This window comes from Synechococcus sp. R70.1 (assembly GCF_047461675.1).
Taxonomy (GTDB): Bacteria; Cyanobacteriota; Cyanobacteriia; order Thermostichales; family Thermostichaceae; genus Thermostichus.
The window spans coordinates 12,629-29,175 of sequence record NZ_JANSHR010000015.1; the positions used below are offsets into that span (position 1 = coordinate 12,629).

General features: G+C 61.1%; 16 protein-coding genes. 6 read left to right on the forward strand and 10 right to left on the reverse strand.

The window, feature by feature from the left end; all coding sequences use genetic code 11:
- Positions 1-45: 45 nt before the first annotated feature.
- Entirely contained in the window at positions 46-2,205 is a 2,160-nt protein-coding gene (locus NW807_RS01625) for a polysaccharide deacetylase family protein (RefSeq protein ID WP_414425114.1), read from the reverse strand.
- Between the two features lie 247 nt (positions 2,206-2,452).
- Positions 2,453-3,019 (reverse strand): phycobilisome linker polypeptide, encoded by a 567-nt coding sequence (locus tag NW807_RS01630; RefSeq protein WP_414405468.1) that lies wholly within the window; start codon positions 3,017-3,019, stop codon positions 2,453-2,455.
- A 114-nt stretch (positions 3,020-3,133) separates the two neighbouring features.
- On the opposite strand from NW807_RS01630, the gene NW807_RS01635 reads away from it, so the two are divergent.
- Positions 3,134-3,667, forward strand: coding sequence for a DUF4079 domain-containing protein (locus tag NW807_RS01635; protein WP_414393251.1), 534 nt, complete (start codon positions 3,134-3,136; stop codon positions 3,665-3,667).
- Positions 3,668-3,696: 29 nt separating this feature from the next.
- Here the strand turns inward: NW807_RS01635 and NW807_RS01640 are convergent, their stop codons facing one another.
- The gene (locus NW807_RS01640; protein ID WP_414393253.1) at positions 3,697-4,770 is read right to left on the reverse strand and encodes an RpoD/SigA family RNA polymerase sigma factor; all 1,074 of its coding nucleotides are present in this window, start codon (positions 4,768-4,770) and stop codon (positions 3,697-3,699) included.
- A gap of 225 nt (positions 4,771-4,995) precedes the next feature.
- Between NW807_RS01640 and NW807_RS01645 the strand changes: the two genes are divergently transcribed.
- The gene (locus tag NW807_RS01645) at positions 4,996-5,283 is read left to right on the forward strand and encodes a helix-turn-helix domain-containing protein (protein ID WP_414405467.1); all 288 of its coding nucleotides are present in this window, start codon (positions 4,996-4,998) and stop codon (positions 5,281-5,283) included.
- 105 nt (positions 5,284-5,388) lie between these two features.
- Here NW807_RS01645 and NW807_RS01650 read toward each other — a convergent pair whose 3' ends face one another.
- From NW807_RS01650 to NW807_RS01665, 4 genes are all read right to left on the reverse strand, one after another.
- Positions 5,389-6,060, reverse strand: coding sequence for a diacylglycerol/polyprenol kinase family protein (locus NW807_RS01650; RefSeq protein ID WP_414393257.1), 672 nt, complete (start codon positions 6,058-6,060; stop codon positions 5,389-5,391).
- Positions 6,061-6,069: 9 nt separating this feature from the next.
- On the reverse strand, positions 6,070-6,558 hold the full coding sequence (locus NW807_RS01655) for a c-type cytochrome (RefSeq protein WP_414393258.1): 489 nt from the start codon (positions 6,556-6,558) through the stop codon (positions 6,070-6,072).
- 104 nt (positions 6,559-6,662) lie between these two features.
- Positions 6,663-8,399 (reverse strand): glycoside hydrolase family 3 N-terminal domain-containing protein, encoded by a 1,737-nt coding sequence (locus NW807_RS01660; RefSeq protein WP_414411448.1) that lies wholly within the window; start codon positions 8,397-8,399, stop codon positions 6,663-6,665.
- Between the two features lie 107 nt (positions 8,400-8,506).
- Complete coding sequence (locus NW807_RS01665) at positions 8,507-9,916, reverse strand: RecQ family ATP-dependent DNA helicase (RefSeq protein ID WP_414425115.1); 1,410 nt, start codon at positions 9,914-9,916, stop codon at positions 8,507-8,509.
- 121 nt (positions 9,917-10,037) lie between these two features.
- Here NW807_RS01665 and hisB point away from each other — a divergent pair, with 121 nt between their 5' ends.
- Entirely contained in the window at positions 10,038-10,658 is a 621-nt protein-coding gene (gene hisB / locus NW807_RS01670; protein WP_099812743.1) for an imidazoleglycerol-phosphate dehydratase HisB, read from the forward strand.
- On the opposite strand, the gene NW807_RS01675 is transcribed toward hisB, so the two are convergent.
- Positions 10,641-11,261 (reverse strand): pseudouridine synthase, encoded by a 621-nt coding sequence (locus NW807_RS01675; RefSeq protein WP_414393262.1) that lies wholly within the window; start codon positions 11,259-11,261, stop codon positions 10,641-10,643. The two genes, hisB and NW807_RS01675, sit on opposite strands and share 18 nt — an antisense overlap.
- A gap of 102 nt (positions 11,262-11,363) precedes the next feature.
- On the opposite strand from NW807_RS01675, the gene NW807_RS01680 reads away from it, so the two are divergent.
- Positions 11,364-11,684, forward strand: a complete 321-nt coding sequence (locus tag NW807_RS01680; RefSeq protein ID WP_414425116.1) for a hypothetical protein — start codon at positions 11,364-11,366, stop codon at positions 11,682-11,684.
- Between the two features lie 99 nt (positions 11,685-11,783).
- Positions 11,784-13,490 (forward strand): DNA repair protein RecN, encoded by a 1,707-nt coding sequence (gene recN, locus NW807_RS01685; protein ID WP_414405461.1) that lies wholly within the window; start codon positions 11,784-11,786, stop codon positions 13,488-13,490.
- 8 nt (positions 13,491-13,498) lie between these two features.
- Here the strand turns inward: recN and NW807_RS01690 are convergent, their stop codons facing one another.
- Positions 13,499-14,206 carry an ABC transporter ATP-binding protein gene (locus NW807_RS01690; RefSeq protein WP_414393268.1) on the reverse strand — a complete coding sequence of 236 codons (708 nt, stop codon included), beginning with the start codon at positions 14,204-14,206 and terminating at the stop codon, positions 13,499-13,501.
- On the reverse strand, positions 14,203-15,021 hold the full coding sequence (locus NW807_RS01695; protein ID WP_414393270.1) for an ABC transporter ATP-binding protein: 819 nt from the start codon (positions 15,019-15,021) through the stop codon (positions 14,203-14,205). Before NW807_RS01695 ends, NW807_RS01690 begins: the two co-directional genes overlap by 4 nt.
- 250 nt (positions 15,022-15,271) lie before the next feature.
- Between NW807_RS01695 and NW807_RS01700 the strand changes: the two genes are divergently transcribed.
- Positions 15,272-16,516 (forward strand): ABC transporter substrate-binding protein, encoded by a 1,245-nt coding sequence (locus tag NW807_RS01700; RefSeq protein WP_414425117.1) that lies wholly within the window; start codon positions 15,272-15,274, stop codon positions 16,514-16,516.
- The last annotated feature ends 31 nt before the right edge of the window (positions 16,517-16,547 follow it).

Here is a 16,547-nt window from a genome sequence, read left to right on the forward strand (position 1 = left end):
GCTTGAGGTTAAATGCTGCGCTCACCGACTCTTTGCAGCCATAGCTCAATCTAGAGCCACCCTGGGCAGCAGTTTCCGGGTTGGCTTGCGCTCCAGAGGCCAAGTTGGCCGCTCCAGGCGCGTATCCACCAGCACAGCGCTAGGAGAGAAGTCCACCCGCTCCAGCAGCCGCTTCAGCAGTTGGGCGTCGATGGCGTCCCCGCCTCCAGACAGAGGGGCAGTTCCCGCGCCTAGGGGTGTAGGGGTTGCTTGAGGGGATCCCTCCTCACTGCGCCCAGGTTCGGCTAGCAGCAGTTCCGCCACTGCCTGGGCCAGTTCTTGGCCGTACACGCCATCGGGGCCAGAGGGGAGCAGATCCAGCCGTCCCTGCTGAGCAGCCAGGTGGCTCAACCCCAGTTGCACCGCCACTACCGCCGGGCCCCGATCCCCCTGCCTCAAAGTGCGCTGGCCGGCCAGAATGCTCTTCAGTTGGGCCCTGGCTGCCTCTTGGTCGCTAGCCGGCAAAAGTTGCACCAGCCCCTCCAGCCGATCTCCCTCAGAGCCAGCCTCGGCTTCTGGATAGGGATCCCTTGCCCATAGGCGGTTCAGGTCGTAGAGCAGAATGGCATGGGGCACAGGGCGGCTGGGCTGGTTGGGGCCGGCATGGCCAGTGGCCAAAATCTGTCCCCGGTAGACTAGCGATGTGCTAAAGCCGGAGTCCAGCAGCACCGCCTCGCGGATCCCACTTTTGGGCAAAAGACGGGCCAGGATGGCGGCGTTGACGTGGGTTTTGGTAACTCCGATCACTACCTGGTCTTGGTTGTCCACCCCAAAGAAAGCCCTGGGGCGAAACTCGGCGGCGCTAGAGAGGCGGAAGGAATCGATCTCCGCCTGGGAGAGGGCATGGCCGTCCTTAACCAGCCACAGGCCCGCCACAAACAGATCCGTAACCTCCGGCATCAACTGGCGGATGTTCTCAAGCCGGGTCATAGTATCGGGATCAAAGGGCACAAAGCGCAGCCGATCCCTGCCCAGCAGCACCAGGGGGCGACCGCGCAGCACCTTGTCATCTTCGGGGCGACCGGGGATGAAGGTCTTGTGGTTGGCAGCCATCACCGGCCCCACCATGACGTTGCTGGCGGAGTTAATCCAGGGAATGGAGAAGAAGCTGCCGTTAATGCCCGCATCGGCCTGGTAGCGCTGGACTAGGGTCCTTACCTCGTAGCGCCGTTCTGCGTGCACTGTGGCTACCCGTCCGCCGCGGATGGTGAGTACCCGCACCCCGTCAATCACTTCGTCAGTCAAAGCCAACGGCTGAGTAACATCCAGCCAGTAGTCGGGGCTGCGGCCAAGGGTGAAGGTGCGAGCGCCAATAATGGCTTCGGTAAGGCGAAACTGGTTGAAGCGGCGCACCTCCAGCAAGTTGGGAGACTGGCCTGTAAAGCCAGGATCCATGGTGAAAGCCATCCGGTAGCCCGCCTCGGCAAGAAACCGCTTCACTCGCTCGTCCCGATTGCCTTCGGGATAGGCAAAGTAGTAGATGGGGTGGCCCAGCTCCTGCTCCAGCTTGGCCTTGCAGTCAAATACCTCTCGCCGCAGACGGTTGTCGTCTAGCACCCGCAGGTCGGGAGGATGGTTAACGGTGTGGGCGGCAAAGTCGATCAACCCACTGGCGTCCATCTCCCGCATCTGATCCCAGGTAAAGTGATCCTTGCTGGTGGGCACGCCGACAAAGCCAGTTTGCACAAAGTAGGTGGCAGGGTAGTTGTACTCCTTCAGGAGGGGGTAGGCGTTCTCGTACAGGCCCAGGTAAGCGTCGTCAAAGGTCAGCAAAATGGCTTTTTCCGGCAAGGGATCCCCGTCGCGTAGGTGTTTGTACAGTTGGTCAATGTGGATGGGGGTCAGCCCCGCCTGCTTAATGGCCTCGAAGTGCTGCCGCAGCTCGGCTACCGTGGTGTCAAACCACACCTGTTTGCGGCCAGCTACCACGTCGTGGTACATGATGGCCGGCACGTAAGAGAGGCTGGCTGTGGGATGAAGGGCAAAGGGATCCCGCTTTTGGGGGAGGGTCAGGCGCTGTTGGGCCGCCTTGGCTTGGGCGCGGGGAGCTGGTATCTCGGCTGCAGGCCCTAGCCCCAGCAGGCGGCTAGCCCAGTTGGGATGAGCAGTTACCCAGGCCACTAGGGCGCCGGCGCCAAACCCCAGCACCGTGACCAATAAGGCCAAGAAGCCGAGGAGCCGGAAGCGCAACTTCGTTGGCGGTTGCCGTACGGGAGCAGAAAAACTTCGGTGGCAGAAGGCGGAGGGAGGGAACGGGGTTCCCCTTTTTGCACTGGGGACTGGATAGCCACCCCGGCGCCTCGGCGGCTGTCGAGACGTCATGTTCTCCTCCTCACCGGCAAAACCAGCGTTAGCCTACCACCCTCATCTGCTGGTGGGGATCCAGCAGAGCTACAGCTGCCTTCTGGGCAAGTTAGCTGAGGTTGCTCAACAAATTGGACTCCGTAATGCTGACGATTTTGCCTCCCATTTGGGTAATCCGCTTAACTTCTTGGGAGAGCCGGCTGAAGGGCACTTTGTACTCGACAACGCTCTTGCGCACGCCTCCTCCTACCAGGCCGGATACCTTGATGGTAAAGACCTTATCGCGGTTGGGCGCCGAGGGGCCTGAGGCAGGGCTAGCTGGGGCAGCCTTGGATGGGGAAGCTGCTGCCGCCTGGGCAATCTCGGCACTTGCCCGCTCCAAGAGGAGTCGCCAGCTGCGGGGATAGGCAGGTGCCAAACGATAGACCACCTTGTAGGAGCCCGCTATGTGGTCATCCTCGGACTCCACCCTCACCACCGTTCCTGGGGGGATATCTAGCTTAGCTCCCTTGGACATGACTTTAATTCCAGGCCAATTGGTGGGCACATCCGTCAGTAGCTCCACCTCAAAGGACTGATCCCCCAACAACAACTTGGCCATGGGAATAACTCCGTTGTGCTCGCTAGCGTCTGCAGCCAGGGATCTGCCCTCGGCCGCCCCTTCACCGCTAGACATTTTACCGTCGCCAGGTGTTCCCCTGAAGCCTCTGGCTAGCCGCTGTCATCCAGGGTAGGTTTGTTGTAGATTTGTTACAGACCGTGGGTTTGTTGCGCTAGTGGAGGGATCCCGATGTTGGGCTTGGCCTTGCCCGATCTGTCGGCAGTTTCCGAGTCGTTGACGGCTGCCTTGCAGCCAGTAGCCCAGTTCTTTGCTGGCTTCAACCTGCCCCAACCAGTTGTGCAATGGGGACATCCTCTGATGATGGGCATTGTGGTAGTGGTCATGGGCAGCTTTGTTGGCCTAACGGGCTGGCGGGGGCGGGTCTTGCGCCTGGCAGGCGGGGGCTCCCTATCGGAATCGGCCCAAAAGCCCCTCTTGGATCACCGCAAAGTAGCCCCCTGGATGGCCACCTTCATTGCCTTGGGCTACACCGGCGGCCTTCTTTCTCTTGTGATGCAGGGCCAGCCCCTGCTGAGGAGCCCTCACTTCTGGACGGGATCCCTGGTGTTGCTGCTGCTGGCGGCCAACAGTGCTTTGTCCCTGAGCGGTTTTGGCGGCAACCGTGAGACCTGGCGCACAGCCCATGCCTATTTGGGCAGCCTCATTCTTTGCTTGCTCTTTACCCATGCCCTGCTGGGCCTGAAGCTGGGTCTATCTCTGTAGCGAGTCCTTAGTAGCCCCTGGAGCCAAACCTAGCGAAGGTACTGCACCAAAGTTCGCGAAGAACGGCCCACCCGTAGCTTGCGCAAGGCATCCCGTTCGATCTGCCGAATCCGCTCCCGCGTCAAGTTAAAGTGATCCCCCACTTCTTGCAGGGTTCTTGCCCTTTGCCCGTCTAGCCCATAGCGCAACTCCAACACTTGCCTCTCAATGGGCTTCAGGGTCTGCAGGGCAGAACGCACATCTTGCCGCAGGGATTGCTCCAGGATCTCCTCAAAGGGTTGCTCCTGCCGTTCATCCGGCAGCAGATCTCCCAGGCGGCTTTCCCCTTCCTGGCCAACCGGCACATCCAACGACAGAGGCAAAGCGGCAGCCTGTTGGATCAGGCGCAACTTCTTGATCTTGATGCCCAGTGCCTCAGCCAGCTCGGCTTCTGTAGGCCGCCGTCCTCGGGCCTTCATGAGCTCGCGGTTGGTGCGCTTGAGCAAGCGCACTTTGTCCACCATGTGCACTGGCAGGCGGATGGTTCGGGCTTGGTTGGCAATGCAGCGGGTAATGCCTTGGCGAATCCACCAGTGGGCGTAGGTGCTGAAGCGAAAACCTCGCTCGGCATTGAATTTCTCAGTGGCTCGAATGAGGCCCATGTTGCCCTCTTGGATTAAGTCCAGAAAGGGCACCCCCCGGTTGAGGTACTTCTTGGCCACACTGACCACCAGACGCAGGTTGGCGTTGATGAGCTTGCGCTGAGCTTGCTCTCCCTGGCGGATGCGCGAGCGCAGAGTAGCTACAGGGATCTGCAGGGCTGCCGCCAATTCCTCATCGCTGGGATCCTGCCCCCGCTGCTGCCGCCATTCCTTGCGGGCTTGATCAATGAGCAGCTTCTGCTGAATTTTGCGCGCCAGCTCGATTTCTTCCGCGTGATCGATGCGGGGCACCCGGCCAATCGTATTCAAGTAGTGGTCGACCGCATCTTCATTGAGGCGCCGGCTACCGGCCTCTAAATCAGCCTCTGCAGCCGAATCCAGAGCCTCCGGCCAGGGCTCCTCGAGCTCTTGAGGGGATAGGGGACGAGAGAAAACCACAGCCACCTGAGGAGAGAACTTCACTCCCTAGTCTAGGAAAGTTTCTCCTCCTGTGTGAGCGAAAATCGATCATGCTAGTCATTCTTGCTAAGAATTCTCCTCTCTGTAGGCGGGAGTAACAGAGATTGATAGGTCAAGCATCCTGGACATAAACGGCTGTGAGCAATTTTCGATCCAGAGCTTGATGTAGGATGCCTAGGAGACCGCTAGGCTACCTGCTCCGACAAAATCGTGCTAGCTTAGGCTACCATGGGGCGCCGGAGAAGCCATCAGACCCCCCAAGCTGGAAAAGACCAGCACCGCCCTGCGGCCAACTTGATTGGAGAGCGGGTGCGCTGGGTACGAGAGAAGTTGCAGCTAACCCAGGATCAACTGGCGGGTCGCCTGGCCAAGTACGGTGTGCATTTGGACTACGTCAAGGTTGGCCAGGTGGAAAAGGGCAAACGGCGGGTCATCGACAAAGAACTGGTGGCTTTTGCCAAGGCGCTGGGGGTCTCAGTTACTTGGCTGCTGAGCGGCGACGAGTCCCACCTCTAGTTTGTTGGGGAAGGCCCGCCGTACTCCCCGGCGGCGCGAGGGCGGCTAAGAAGAGCAGCCCCTGCTGGGACTGGGCTTAGTCTGGCCTGTAACTGGTAGCAATCGTTACAGATAGTTGAGAAGCTGCAGCAGAGCAAAGCAGAGACTGGCGCTGCCCAATGGCACAGTCAGATTGTCCAGCCCCCACCAAGACAACATCTCCAAGCCCATGGCCACCCCTCCCACCCCGACGCTGATGGCAAGCAACAAGGGAGAGAAGCCAAAGTACCCCACAAGCAGCAGCGCCATCACCAAGCTGCTCACCACCCACATGGTCAGGGATCCCTCCCAGCTTTTTTGGAGAGATCCCAGTCGATACAGGTGTTTGCCCCAGCTTTTGCCCACCAGCCCTGCCAGGGCATCGGCCCAGGTCATCACCAGAATGCCAATGACGGCGAAAACTTGTTGCTGGGGCCGCCAAAACCAGAAGAGCAATAGACCAATGCTGACAGCGTAAAAAAAAGTACCGAAGCTGCGCCGCCCAACGCCGTTTAGGCTAGGCAAGATAGCCACGCGGTAGGAGAGCAGCGCCAAGCCCGCAAACACCAGGGAGAACCCCACTCCCACCCAGCGGGGCACCTGGAGGGCCCAGGCCAGCAAGATGATGTTGCCTACGCCAATGTGGATAACTTTGCGCACCCATTCGCCGTCTACCTGCTGGGAGCGCAGCCATTCCGCAAAAGCAAAAACGGAGGCCAGCCAGAGAGCATAGCAAGCAAGCTGCTGTGTCAGGCCCATGAGCCGGCCTCAGAGCGTTTTCAGGTAGCTAAGCAAGTCTGCCATTGCTTGGGGATCGGGCTGAAACTGGGGCATGGGCGGAGTTTTGCCGCTAGTTACTCGGTCAATGATAAACCGGTCGGAGCGGCGGCTGCTTACTCCCCGCAGGCTGGGGCCCACACGGCCATCCCCTTCTTCGCCATGGCAAGCCGCACAGTTAAGGGCAAATAGCGAGGCTCCCCTGCTGGCTTGTCCTTCTAGACTTAAAACAGCCTCGGTGTAGGGATCCGGCCGCATGGCTGCCGCTAGCCAACTCCAGCCAAAGACCGCTAGACCAACAAGAGCTAGACCCAGTCCCAGGTTCCTCGCCCAGTCAACTGACCACATCGCCTGCAGGAGGGCAAAAAATGGGCTCAGGGGCTGCCACCTGGAGGGCTGAGAGCAGGCTTGCCCTCCTCCCCCGCCAGAAGCCAAGCGAGGGCTACCGGAAATGTCGAGGTGGGGGAAAAAGAAAGGCACAGCCGACAACCCTGAGAGAGACGTTTCAATCTTTTACATTTCCACCAATACAATAGCTTAGGAGCCCCTTCCTGCCAACAATCCGTAACGGCATTTACTTTCTCTTAATGATCTGCAGCAGCTTGCTGAAGCCTGCCCTTCTCCAGCAGGGGTCGGCTGGGAAACAGGCGTTGCATGACTGCCAATTGAGCAAGGGAATCGGCGTTGAGGCTGTGGATGGCGTTGGTCCATTGGAAGTAACTCTGGAGGCGATGACAAACCGCCAAGTTTCCATAGGTAACAACGGCTGCTATCCGCTCCCGCCACCGCCTTAGCCAATCCACCACGTAGTTGGGCAGAGCCTCGTGGACAAAGGCCTGGAGAATCAACTGGCCGCCGCTGCTAAGGGCTGCCTCCAGCAAGCTCAAGGGGGTAAGGGAATGGCTGAGTAGGGGCGGAAGACCCAAGCTCGCGGGAATGCTTAGGGCAGGGGACTCGGCTAGGAGCACTGCCTCAGCGCCCAGGGAGAGATCTTGCCAGATCCAGTTCCAACTGCCAGGCGGCAAGGGGAGAGGCAGAGGCTGACCGCCGGTCACTCCGCCGCGGGCCATGGCTGCCTGACAAGGGGCAATGTCGCTCTCGGCTAGAAGAGATCCCAACTGGGCAGCCCTAGGAAGATGGGAGCGGGCGCTAAACAGCTTGGCAAGGGGTGAATCTTTGGCGAGGGGATCCCCCAGTAGCAAGGGTTTTAAGTGCTCGTCGGGAAAACCGCGGTTGACCTGAGCCCCCATCCAGCCAGGCAGCAAGCTAAAGTCCGTTTCTGCCAGGGGCGGCCACACCTGCTTGAGTAGGGCGGAGGCGGAGGGAAAAAGCCGCTGCTTAGCCCGCAGCAGCCGCGTTACCGACTGGGCAATGGCCTGGGGGTCTAGGGATCCCCGCTGCACAGCTTCCACAACGGCTGCGAGAGCCGCCAAAGGGTCGGGAGGGGCCAAAAGGAGGTCGGCGCCGGCCTGGAGAGCCCGCACCGCCAGCAGGGGGGGATCAGCCAGGTTGGCTAGGAAGTTTTGGTCGAGGCCCTCTGCCACAATGAGACCGCTAAACCCCCACTCTTGGCGCAGCAGCTGGGTCAGCCGCCCCGGCAAAAGAGAGAGCGGCCAGCGCTCGTCCCACTCCGGCAGCACCACTGGCGCAACCGAGATGGCTCCTACCTGGTCCACCAGACCGCGGAACGGCAGCCAGGGTCCTGCTTGCAGCTCCTCCAAGGTGAGGCTTAGGCGAGGACACCAGGGGTCAGCAGTTGGCTTTAGCAACAGCAGGGGGTTGGCCCGCCCCTCTGCCCAGCCCTGGCCGGGGAAGGCTCTGGCGGTGGTTAGAATCCCCTCCGGAACCGCTTGCTCGCAGCCGCGCACAAAGGCCCGCGCCAGTTGCAACGCCAGCTGTGGCTCCTCAGCCAGCGCCAGTCTTGCTAGACCCTGCCCCAGGGGCTCAGCCACCGGGCCAAGCAGCCAGTTGATGCCGATGGCCGCCGCCTCCCGCGCCGTGATCCTTCCCCACTGTTCCGCCCAGCGCTCGGCCTCAGAGCCCAGGCGGCTCAGGCCCAGGGGGTGGGGGAAGGAAGTGGCTCCCTGCAGAGCCAGGCCGCGACTGGCCTCGGCTGCCACAAGAAGGGGCAGAGTCGCCCAAGACTGCGCCTCCTCAATGAGGAGCAGGGCCTCAGCCACATGGCCATCGGTAATCCAGATGCCTCCAATCCCCACCTCTTGGATCAGCCGCTTGAGAACCTCTCGGGGAGGAGCCTGGGATCCCAGGCGGGCCGAGACCGGCACCACTAGCAGTTGCGCCACCTGCTTTGCCAGGGACAAGGGCTGCTCAAGCGCTGCAACTGGGGATCCAGAACCACCCATGGACACTCCAGGAAAGCCTCAGCGAGGGGATCCTATCGCTGGCCACAAGGCTGGGCAAGCACCCATCAGCGCCTTTGGGAAGCCCGGCAGCGGTCGCAGGTGCCGCAGGGCAGACCAGGCTGGTTCTCAGGGTAGCCAAAATGCCGCAGGATGACCTGCCAGCGACAGCCGCGGCTGTGGATGAAGTCGTCCATCCCCTGCCAGGGATCCTGCTGCGGCGGCGGCTGCCAGCGGCGGTGCAGCACTTGAAAGTGAAAGGGATCTGGCCAATGCAGACAGCCCATCTCCTGCAGCAGGCCCAGGGCCACCCGCGTCTCTCCGGGGGGCAAGTCGGCGTAGGATCCCTGGGGGGGCAGCGTTTGCAGCCAACGCCGCGCCTGGGCCAGCAAGCGCTCCTGCTGGGAATAGAAATAGGCTTGGCGCTGGCGATCGGTGGGATCCAAGAGGCCTGTCGGCTCGGAGACCAACATCAGGGCCTGGCAAGGGACGCCATCCCGCCCGCCCCGCCCCACCTCCTGCAGGTAGTCCATTAAGTTGGGGGGCGGGTGAAAGTGCAGCACCCAGCGCACGTCGGGCTTGTTGATCCCCAAGCCGAAGGCGTTGGTGCAGACCAGAAAGCGCAGCTCGCCCTCCAGCCAAGCCCGCTCCAGCCGACGGCGGGATCCCGCCTCCAGGCCGCCGTGGTAGGTGGCGGTTTTCTGGTTGCGGCGGCCCAACCACTCGGCCAGCTCCTCTCCATCCCGCCGCGTGCGCACGTACACCAGGCCCGAGCCGGAGTTTTCCGCCAGAAAGCGCAGCAGGCGCCGACGGCGATCCGCTGGGCTCCAGGCCACCGCCACGTTAAGAGAAATGTTGGTTCGCAGCGGGTCAGCGCGAATGCATTCCGGATTCTGCAGGTCGAGGATGTGGCGCAGGCGGCTGAGGGTTTCGGGATCGGCAGTGGCGGTAAAGGCAGCAATGGGAAAGGCAGGCTGGCCCAGGGCAGGGCGCACCAATCCCAGACGGCGGTAGTCGGGCCGGAAGGATCCCCCCCAGTGCACCAAGGTGTGCGCCTCGTCAACAATGAGGCCGTTGAGGGGCACCTGCTGCAGCCGCTCCCAGACTGGCGGGCTGAAGAGGGTTTCCGGCCCCAGATACAGTAGACGCAGCCGGTTCTCCTCCAAAGCCCGCAACACCCGCTTGCGCAGAGCTGGATCCAGCTCGCTGTGCAAACAGGCCGCCGGCAGACGGCGCTTCCAGAGATCCTGCACCTGGTCTTCCATCAGGGCAATCAGAGGCGAGACCACCAGGGTCAGCCCTGTCTGCAGCAAGGCCGGCAGTTGAAAGCACAGAGACTTGCCGAAACCCGTCGGCAACACCACCAGTGCATCCCGCTTCTCCAGCAAGGCACGGATGACCCGCTCCTGAGGTGGGCGCAGTGCCTCGTAGCCCCAATACTGCTTGAGGGCCCGTTGAATCTGTTGCCAATCCTGCAAGGAACACTCTCCCCCTCTGCAACCTGAGCCCGCCTGCCCCCCTTGCGAAAGACGCTGATTCTGACACCCCTACCTGTGCGATCCTAGAGCTGGGACTTCCTAGTGTTCCCCTACCCTTGCCATGACAGCCATCGACTCCCCCCGCCTGCTGCAGCCCAGGACGGCCTCGGTGCACCGCCGCACCAACGAAACGGACGTTCAAGTGCATCTCAACCTCGATGGCAGAGGGCAGTACGAGATCGACACCGGGATCCCCTTCTTGGACCACATGCTGGCCCAGCTCAGCACCCATGGGCTAATTGATCTCCAGATCAAGGCCGTGGGGGATCTGCACATCGACGACCACCACACCAATGAGGACGTGGGCATTGCCCTGGGACAGGCGCTGGCGCAGGCGCTGCAGGATCGGCGCGGCATTTACCGTTTTGGTCACTTCTGGGCTCCGTTGGATGAGGCGCTGGTGCAGGTGGTGCTGGACTTTTCCGGGCGCCCCCACCTCAGCTATGGTCTGGAGCTGACCGTCGAACGCATTGGCCGCTACGAAACCCAGTTGGTGCGCGAGTTCTACCAGGCGGTGGCCAACCACGCCCAGCTTACCCTGCACATCCGCCAGGTTGCTGGTCTCAATGCCCACCACATCGTCGAGGCCAGTTTCAAGGCCTTTGCCCGCGCCCTGCGCATGGCCGTAGAACGGGATCCGCGCCGACAAGATGGGATCCCCAGCTCAAAAGGGGTGCTGTAACTCTCGCCCAAGCCGGGGACGGCGCGACTGGCCAAAACAGCAGTGCCGCAAGCGGGCCAACTCCGCCTCGCTGAGATCCTGCCACTGGCCAGGAGCCAGACCTGCTAGGGAAAGGGGGCCTAGTCCTACCCGCACCAGCCTCAGCGTTGGGATCCCGACCGCAGCAGTCATGCGGCGCACCTGGCGATTGCGACCTTCCCGCAGCGTCAGCTCCAGCCAGGTGGTGGGGATGGAGCGGCGAAAGCGAATGGGCGGATCCCGCGGTGGCAGATCCGGCTCCTCGGCCAGAACTCTAACCTCAGCCGGTCGGGTCTTTCGCCCCTGGATGATCACTCCCTCTTGCAACTGTTGCAGAGCCTGCGGCGTAGGGATCCCTTCCACCTGCACCCAGTAGGTGCGCTTGTGGCCAAACTTGGGATCGATCAGGCGGGCGTGGAGCTGGCCGTCATCGGTGAGCAAGAGCAGTCCTTCGCTATCGCGATCTAGCCGCCCCACTGGATAGACCCTGGGCACTGGGATGAAGGCCTTGAGGGTGAGGCGCCCTGCCGGGTCGGTAAACTGGGTGAGCACGCCGTAGGGTTTATAAAACTTGAGGTAGCGCATGGCAGACGGCTTCCGTCTTTGGACTAGGCAGTGCAACTTCAACGGTAAGATTCAGGAAGCAGCATTTCTCCACAGGCAGCAGCGTTTGGTGGATTGCACCTGATGGCGATAGACAACACTCTACTCTGGGTTTTAGTGGCAACGGCAGGGCTCTCCCTTCTCAGCTTGGTCTACGTCTGGGTGGACGAAGCCGTCAAACGGCGCCGCTATGAGCGGCAAAAGCAAGAAGAAGCCGTTCCCCCCACCGCTGCTGCTTCTGAACCTGAAGCCGGGATCCCGCCTGCTGCTTCTGACACTGGATCCGCTGCCCTAGAGCCAGAAACCGAGCCTAGCCCTCCTGCTCAGGAAGTAACGGCAACCCCTGAAACCCTCGACACCACGCCCGAGCAAGTCGATAAACCAGGGGAAACGCCGGAGACCTAAGGGCAACCTCCTTTCTAACCTCGCTCCAGGAGCAGCTGCGCTAACCTGAGACAGAACTGCCCTAGCCACCGCTAGCGACGCCTCGGGCGACAGATCCCTATGCTGAGCCTGTTGCGGATTGAGAACTTCGCCCTGATCGAGCAGTTGGAGATCCCCTTTGGGGCAGGGCTCAACGTGCTTACCGGGGAAACGGGGGCAGGTAAGTCCATTATTCTCGAGGCCCTCGATGCGGCTTTGGGCGGGCCAGCGCGGGCTTTGCGCAGTGGCAGCCAGCGGGGCCTAGTGGAAGCTATCTTTCAACCCAATGCCGATCTGGAAGCCTGGCTAGAGCAAGAACAGATTGAGCCCCTGGAAGAGGGCCTGGTCTGCAGCCGCGAACTGGCGGTGCGTAGCGGCAAGCTCACCAGCCGCCTGCGAGTCAACGGGGTGGTGGTCAACAAAGCTCAGATGCTCAGGCTGCGCTCCCAACTGCTGGAGATCACTGCCCAAGGGCAAACGGCTCAAATTCAGTCCCCTCAAGCCCAGCGCCGTTGGCTGGATGCCTTTGGCGGCGAAGAGCTGCTGCGGGCACGGACCCAGGTGGCAGCTTGCTACCAGACCTGGAGCCAGCTCAAAGCTGAAATGGAGTCCCGGCAGCAGAGTCAACAACTGCGCCTGCAGCGCCTAGATCTGTTGGAGCTGCAAGCCCGAGAGCTGGCTGCCCTGCGCCTGGAGGATCCCGAGGAGCTGAGCAAACTGGAGCGGGAGCGGGAGCGCCTAGTCCACCGGGTGGAGTTGCGGCAGCAAAGCCATGCCGCCCACCAACTGCTCTACCAAAATGACAGCGGCTCGCCAGCCATTGCCGATCTCTTGGCCCAGGCCGAGCGGCTGCTGCGGAGCATGGCTCAACGGGATCCCGAGCTTGCCCCCTTGGCGGAAATGGTTAGCAACGCCCTCGTGCAGGTAGAGGAAGCGGGGCGGGAGCTGCTGCGCTACGGCGAGGCCCTGGAGGCCGATCCCAGTCGGTTAAGCAAAATTGAACGGCGCTTAGCTCAACTGCGCCAGGCCTGCCGCAAATACGGCCCCACCTTGACGGAGGTGATGGCTCATGCGGAGCGGGTGCAGGTGGAGCTAGCCCGCCTGCGGGACGAGAGCACCGACTTGGAGGAACTAGAGGCGCAGCTGAACCAAGCAGCCCAGGAGCTGGAGCACCACTGCCAGAGGCTCTCCCAACTGCGGCAGCAGGCAGCCCGGAAACTGGAGAGAGCCCTGCTGGAGGAACTCAGGCCCCTGGGGATGAGCGGCGTGCAGTTCCAGGTGCAGATTCAAGCCGGATCCCCCACTGCCGAAGGGGTGGATCAGGTGAGCTTTTGGTTTAGTCCCAACCCTGGGGAGCCCCTGCAACCGCTAGCCGACATTGCCTCCGGCGGCGAGATGAGCCGTTTTCTCCTGGCCTTAAAAGCAGTCTTCAGCCGCGTCGATCCGGTGGCTACCCTGGTCTTTGACGAGATCGACGTCGGCGTATCCGGCAAGGTAGCACAGGCCATTGCCGCCAAACTGCACCAGCTTGCCCGTAGCCGCCAGGTTCTCTGCGTTACCCACCAACCCTTGATTGCTGCCCTAGCGGATCACCACCTGCGGGTTCACAAAGTGGTGCAAGAAGGGCGAACTTGCGTGCGGGTGGATCCTCTGGGAGAAGAAGAGCGCCGGGAAGAATTGGCCCAACTAGCTGCCGGCCACTCCGCCCAGGAAGCGATGAGCTTCGTGGAAGCCCTTCTCAAGCAAGCAGCCCAATTGCGCCAGCTGCAGCTGGCTAGCTCTGTTTAGCCCCTGCCTCAGCCCCCTAAAAACAGCTCCAGCACCTGGGGATTGCGCAACAAGTTGGGGCCAGTATCTTCAAAGCGGTTTTCTCCCATCGAGAGGACGTAGCCCCAGTCCGCTAAGCTCAGGGCCTGCTTGGCATTTTGCTCCACCATCAGGATGCTGACGCCAAGGCGGTTGATTTCTTGCAAGAGGGCAAAGGTCTGCTCGACATACAGCGGCGACAGGCCGGCTGTCGGCTCATCCAGCAACAACAGTCGCGGCTCCGCCATCAACGCCCGCCCTATGGCTAGCATCTGCCGCTGCCCGCCGGAGAGGGATCCCGCCGCTTGCTTTCGCTTTTCCCTTAGCGGCGGAAACAGCTCGTAAACCCGCTCCCGTTGGGCAGTGTAGTCGTCGCGCCGGATAAAGGCTCCCATCTCCAGGTTTTCCTCGACGGTGAGGGAGGGAAAGACATTGTTGGTCTGAGGCACAAAGCCGATCCCCCGCCGCACCAGTTGCTCGGCAGCAAGATGCGTGATGTCAGAACCTTGGAACAGCACTCGGCCCGAGCGGATGGTGGCCAACCCAAAGAGGGATTTAAGCACTGTCGATTTGCCTGCTCCGTTGGGGCCGATGATCACCACGATTTGCCCCGGGTTGACCTTGAGGCGGATCCCTTTGAGGATGTCCACGCCGCGGTAGCCGCTATAGAGATCTTGAATCTCGAGCAAAGGAGTCATGGCGGGGATCCCTCCGGCGAGAGGGTGGAGGCCGGTTCCGAGCTGAGGGCATCTGCTAAAGCGATGGATCCCAAATAGGCCTCGCGCACGGCAGGGTTTTGCCGAATTTCCTGCATGGGTCCCTGGGTTAACACCCTTCCCCCCGCCATGACCACCACGTGGTGGCAAAGGCGGGTCACCAGATCCAGGTCGTGTTCAATGATGCAGAAGGTGCAGCCGCGCTCGCGGTTGAGGTACTCAATAAAGCGGATTAGGTCTGCCAGCAACGTGCGGTTGACCCCAGCCCCCGGCTCGTCCAAGAGGATGACCCGCGCATCGGTCATCAGGGTGCGTCCCAGTTCCAGCAGCTTCTTTTGCCCGCCCGAAAGGTTGACTGCCAGTTGATCCCGCAGGTGGATGAGGTTGAGCCGTTCCAAAACTTCTTCAGCCCGAGCCTGAAGCTGGCGCTCCTGCCGCTGTACTCGCCGCCAGCGGAACCAGGCGTTAAATAGGTTTTCTCCAGCCTGATGGGGAGGAACAACCATTAAGTTTTCCAGAACGGTCATGCGGCCAAACTCCCGCGGGATCTGGAAGGTGCGCACCAGCCCACGTTGAAACAACTGGTGGGGAGGCAAGCCCGTGACGTCTTCCCCATCTAGCCAGATGCGTCCGCTATTGGGCCGAATAAAACCGGCAATGATGTTGAAAAGAGTTGTTTTCCCCGCCCCGTTGGGACCAATCAAGCCCGTGATCCGACCAGCTTCGATGCGGAAGGAACAGTGATCTAGGGCATTGACGCCGCCAAACTGTTTGGAGATGTTGTCAATAACGATCACACCGCTACCCTGGGAAAGCTCCATTCCCTAATGGATTCACCATTTTATGAGCTTTCGTCGTAGGGTAAAGAAGCTTATTTAACCAAACTCGCCGATAGGCTTGCCAAGAAGCCCCCTGGCAGGGGTTGGGTTGGCTCTTGGAGGGAACCCTTTGAGGTGGGCTAACGTCTACTTCTATACCATCGACCTTTGAGAATTGCAGTTTTATTCCCTCATTGGAGCTCATTGGAGGTTCTTGGTTATGTCTCCCATGCACAAACTGACCCGGCGGGCCTTCGCGACGGCGGCAGCCCTGACAGCAGCGGCGCTGGCCACCACCCTGCTGCCAAGCACAGCTCAGCAAGCAGCCAAAGCCCCGATTAAGATAGGAGCGCTGCTGTCTTTGACGGGCGACCTGCAGGCCTATGGGGAGAACTGCCTCAAGGGCATCAAGCTGGCCCTCAAGCAGATCAACGAAGCTGGCGGCGTCCTTGGATCTCAAATTCAAGTGGTGGAGGCGGATGACCAAACTTCAGCGCAGCCGGCTATTGATGCGGCCAAGCGGCTAGTGAACGTGGAGAAGGTGGCCGCCATTGTTGGCGCTTTGGGCAGTGGTGTTACCATTCCGGTGGCCACGACAGTCACGGTTCCCAGCAAGATTCCGCAAATTTCACCGGCCTCTACCGCGCCCACCATCACCACCTTGGACGACGATGACTTTTTGTTCCGCACCGTTCCTTCCGATGCTTTCCAAGGGGTAGCCCTAGCGCAGATTACCCGTGAAGAGAAGCTGGATCGCCTGGCTGTTATCTACATCAACAACGACTACGGCCAGGGTCTAGCCGACAGTTTCAAGGCTGCCTTTGAGAAGCGGGGGGGCAAGATCACCAAGGCCGTCCCCTACGAGCCAGGCAAAGCTTCCTACCGCGGCGAGCTGGATCAGCTCAAGGAAGGGAACCCCCAGGCGCTGGTGGTCATTGGCTATCCAGAAAGCGGCGCGATTATCTTGCGGCAAGCCTTGGAAGGGGGGCTATTTAAGCGCTTTGTCTTCACAGATGGCATGCGCTCTCCCGATCTGGCCACCCAGGTGGGGGCAGACCAGCTAGAGGGATCCATTGGCACTTCGCCCCAGGCCCGCACTGACACCAAGGCTTACCAGAGCTTTGTTCAAGCCTACGAAGCTGCCTACGGGGAAGTGCCCCCCACTCCCTACATCGACACTGCCTACGATGCTGCCTTCCTTCTGGCTCTGGCCATCCAAAAAGCGGGCAGCACCGATGGCACTGCTATCCGCGATGCCCTGCGGCAAGTGGCCAATCCCCCTGGCACCGAAATCCTGCCTGGCGAGTGGGCCAAGGCGGTGGAGCTGCTGAAGAAAGGGGAAGACATCAATTACACTGGCGCTTCTGGCTCGCTGGACTTCGATGAAAAGGGAGACGTAGCCGGAACCTTTGCCCACTGGACCTTCAAGGGCGGGAAGATCGTAGACTTGAAGGTGTTTGAGCCGAAGAGCTAAAGACTGGGCTGCTGTCTTCGACAAGTAGGGG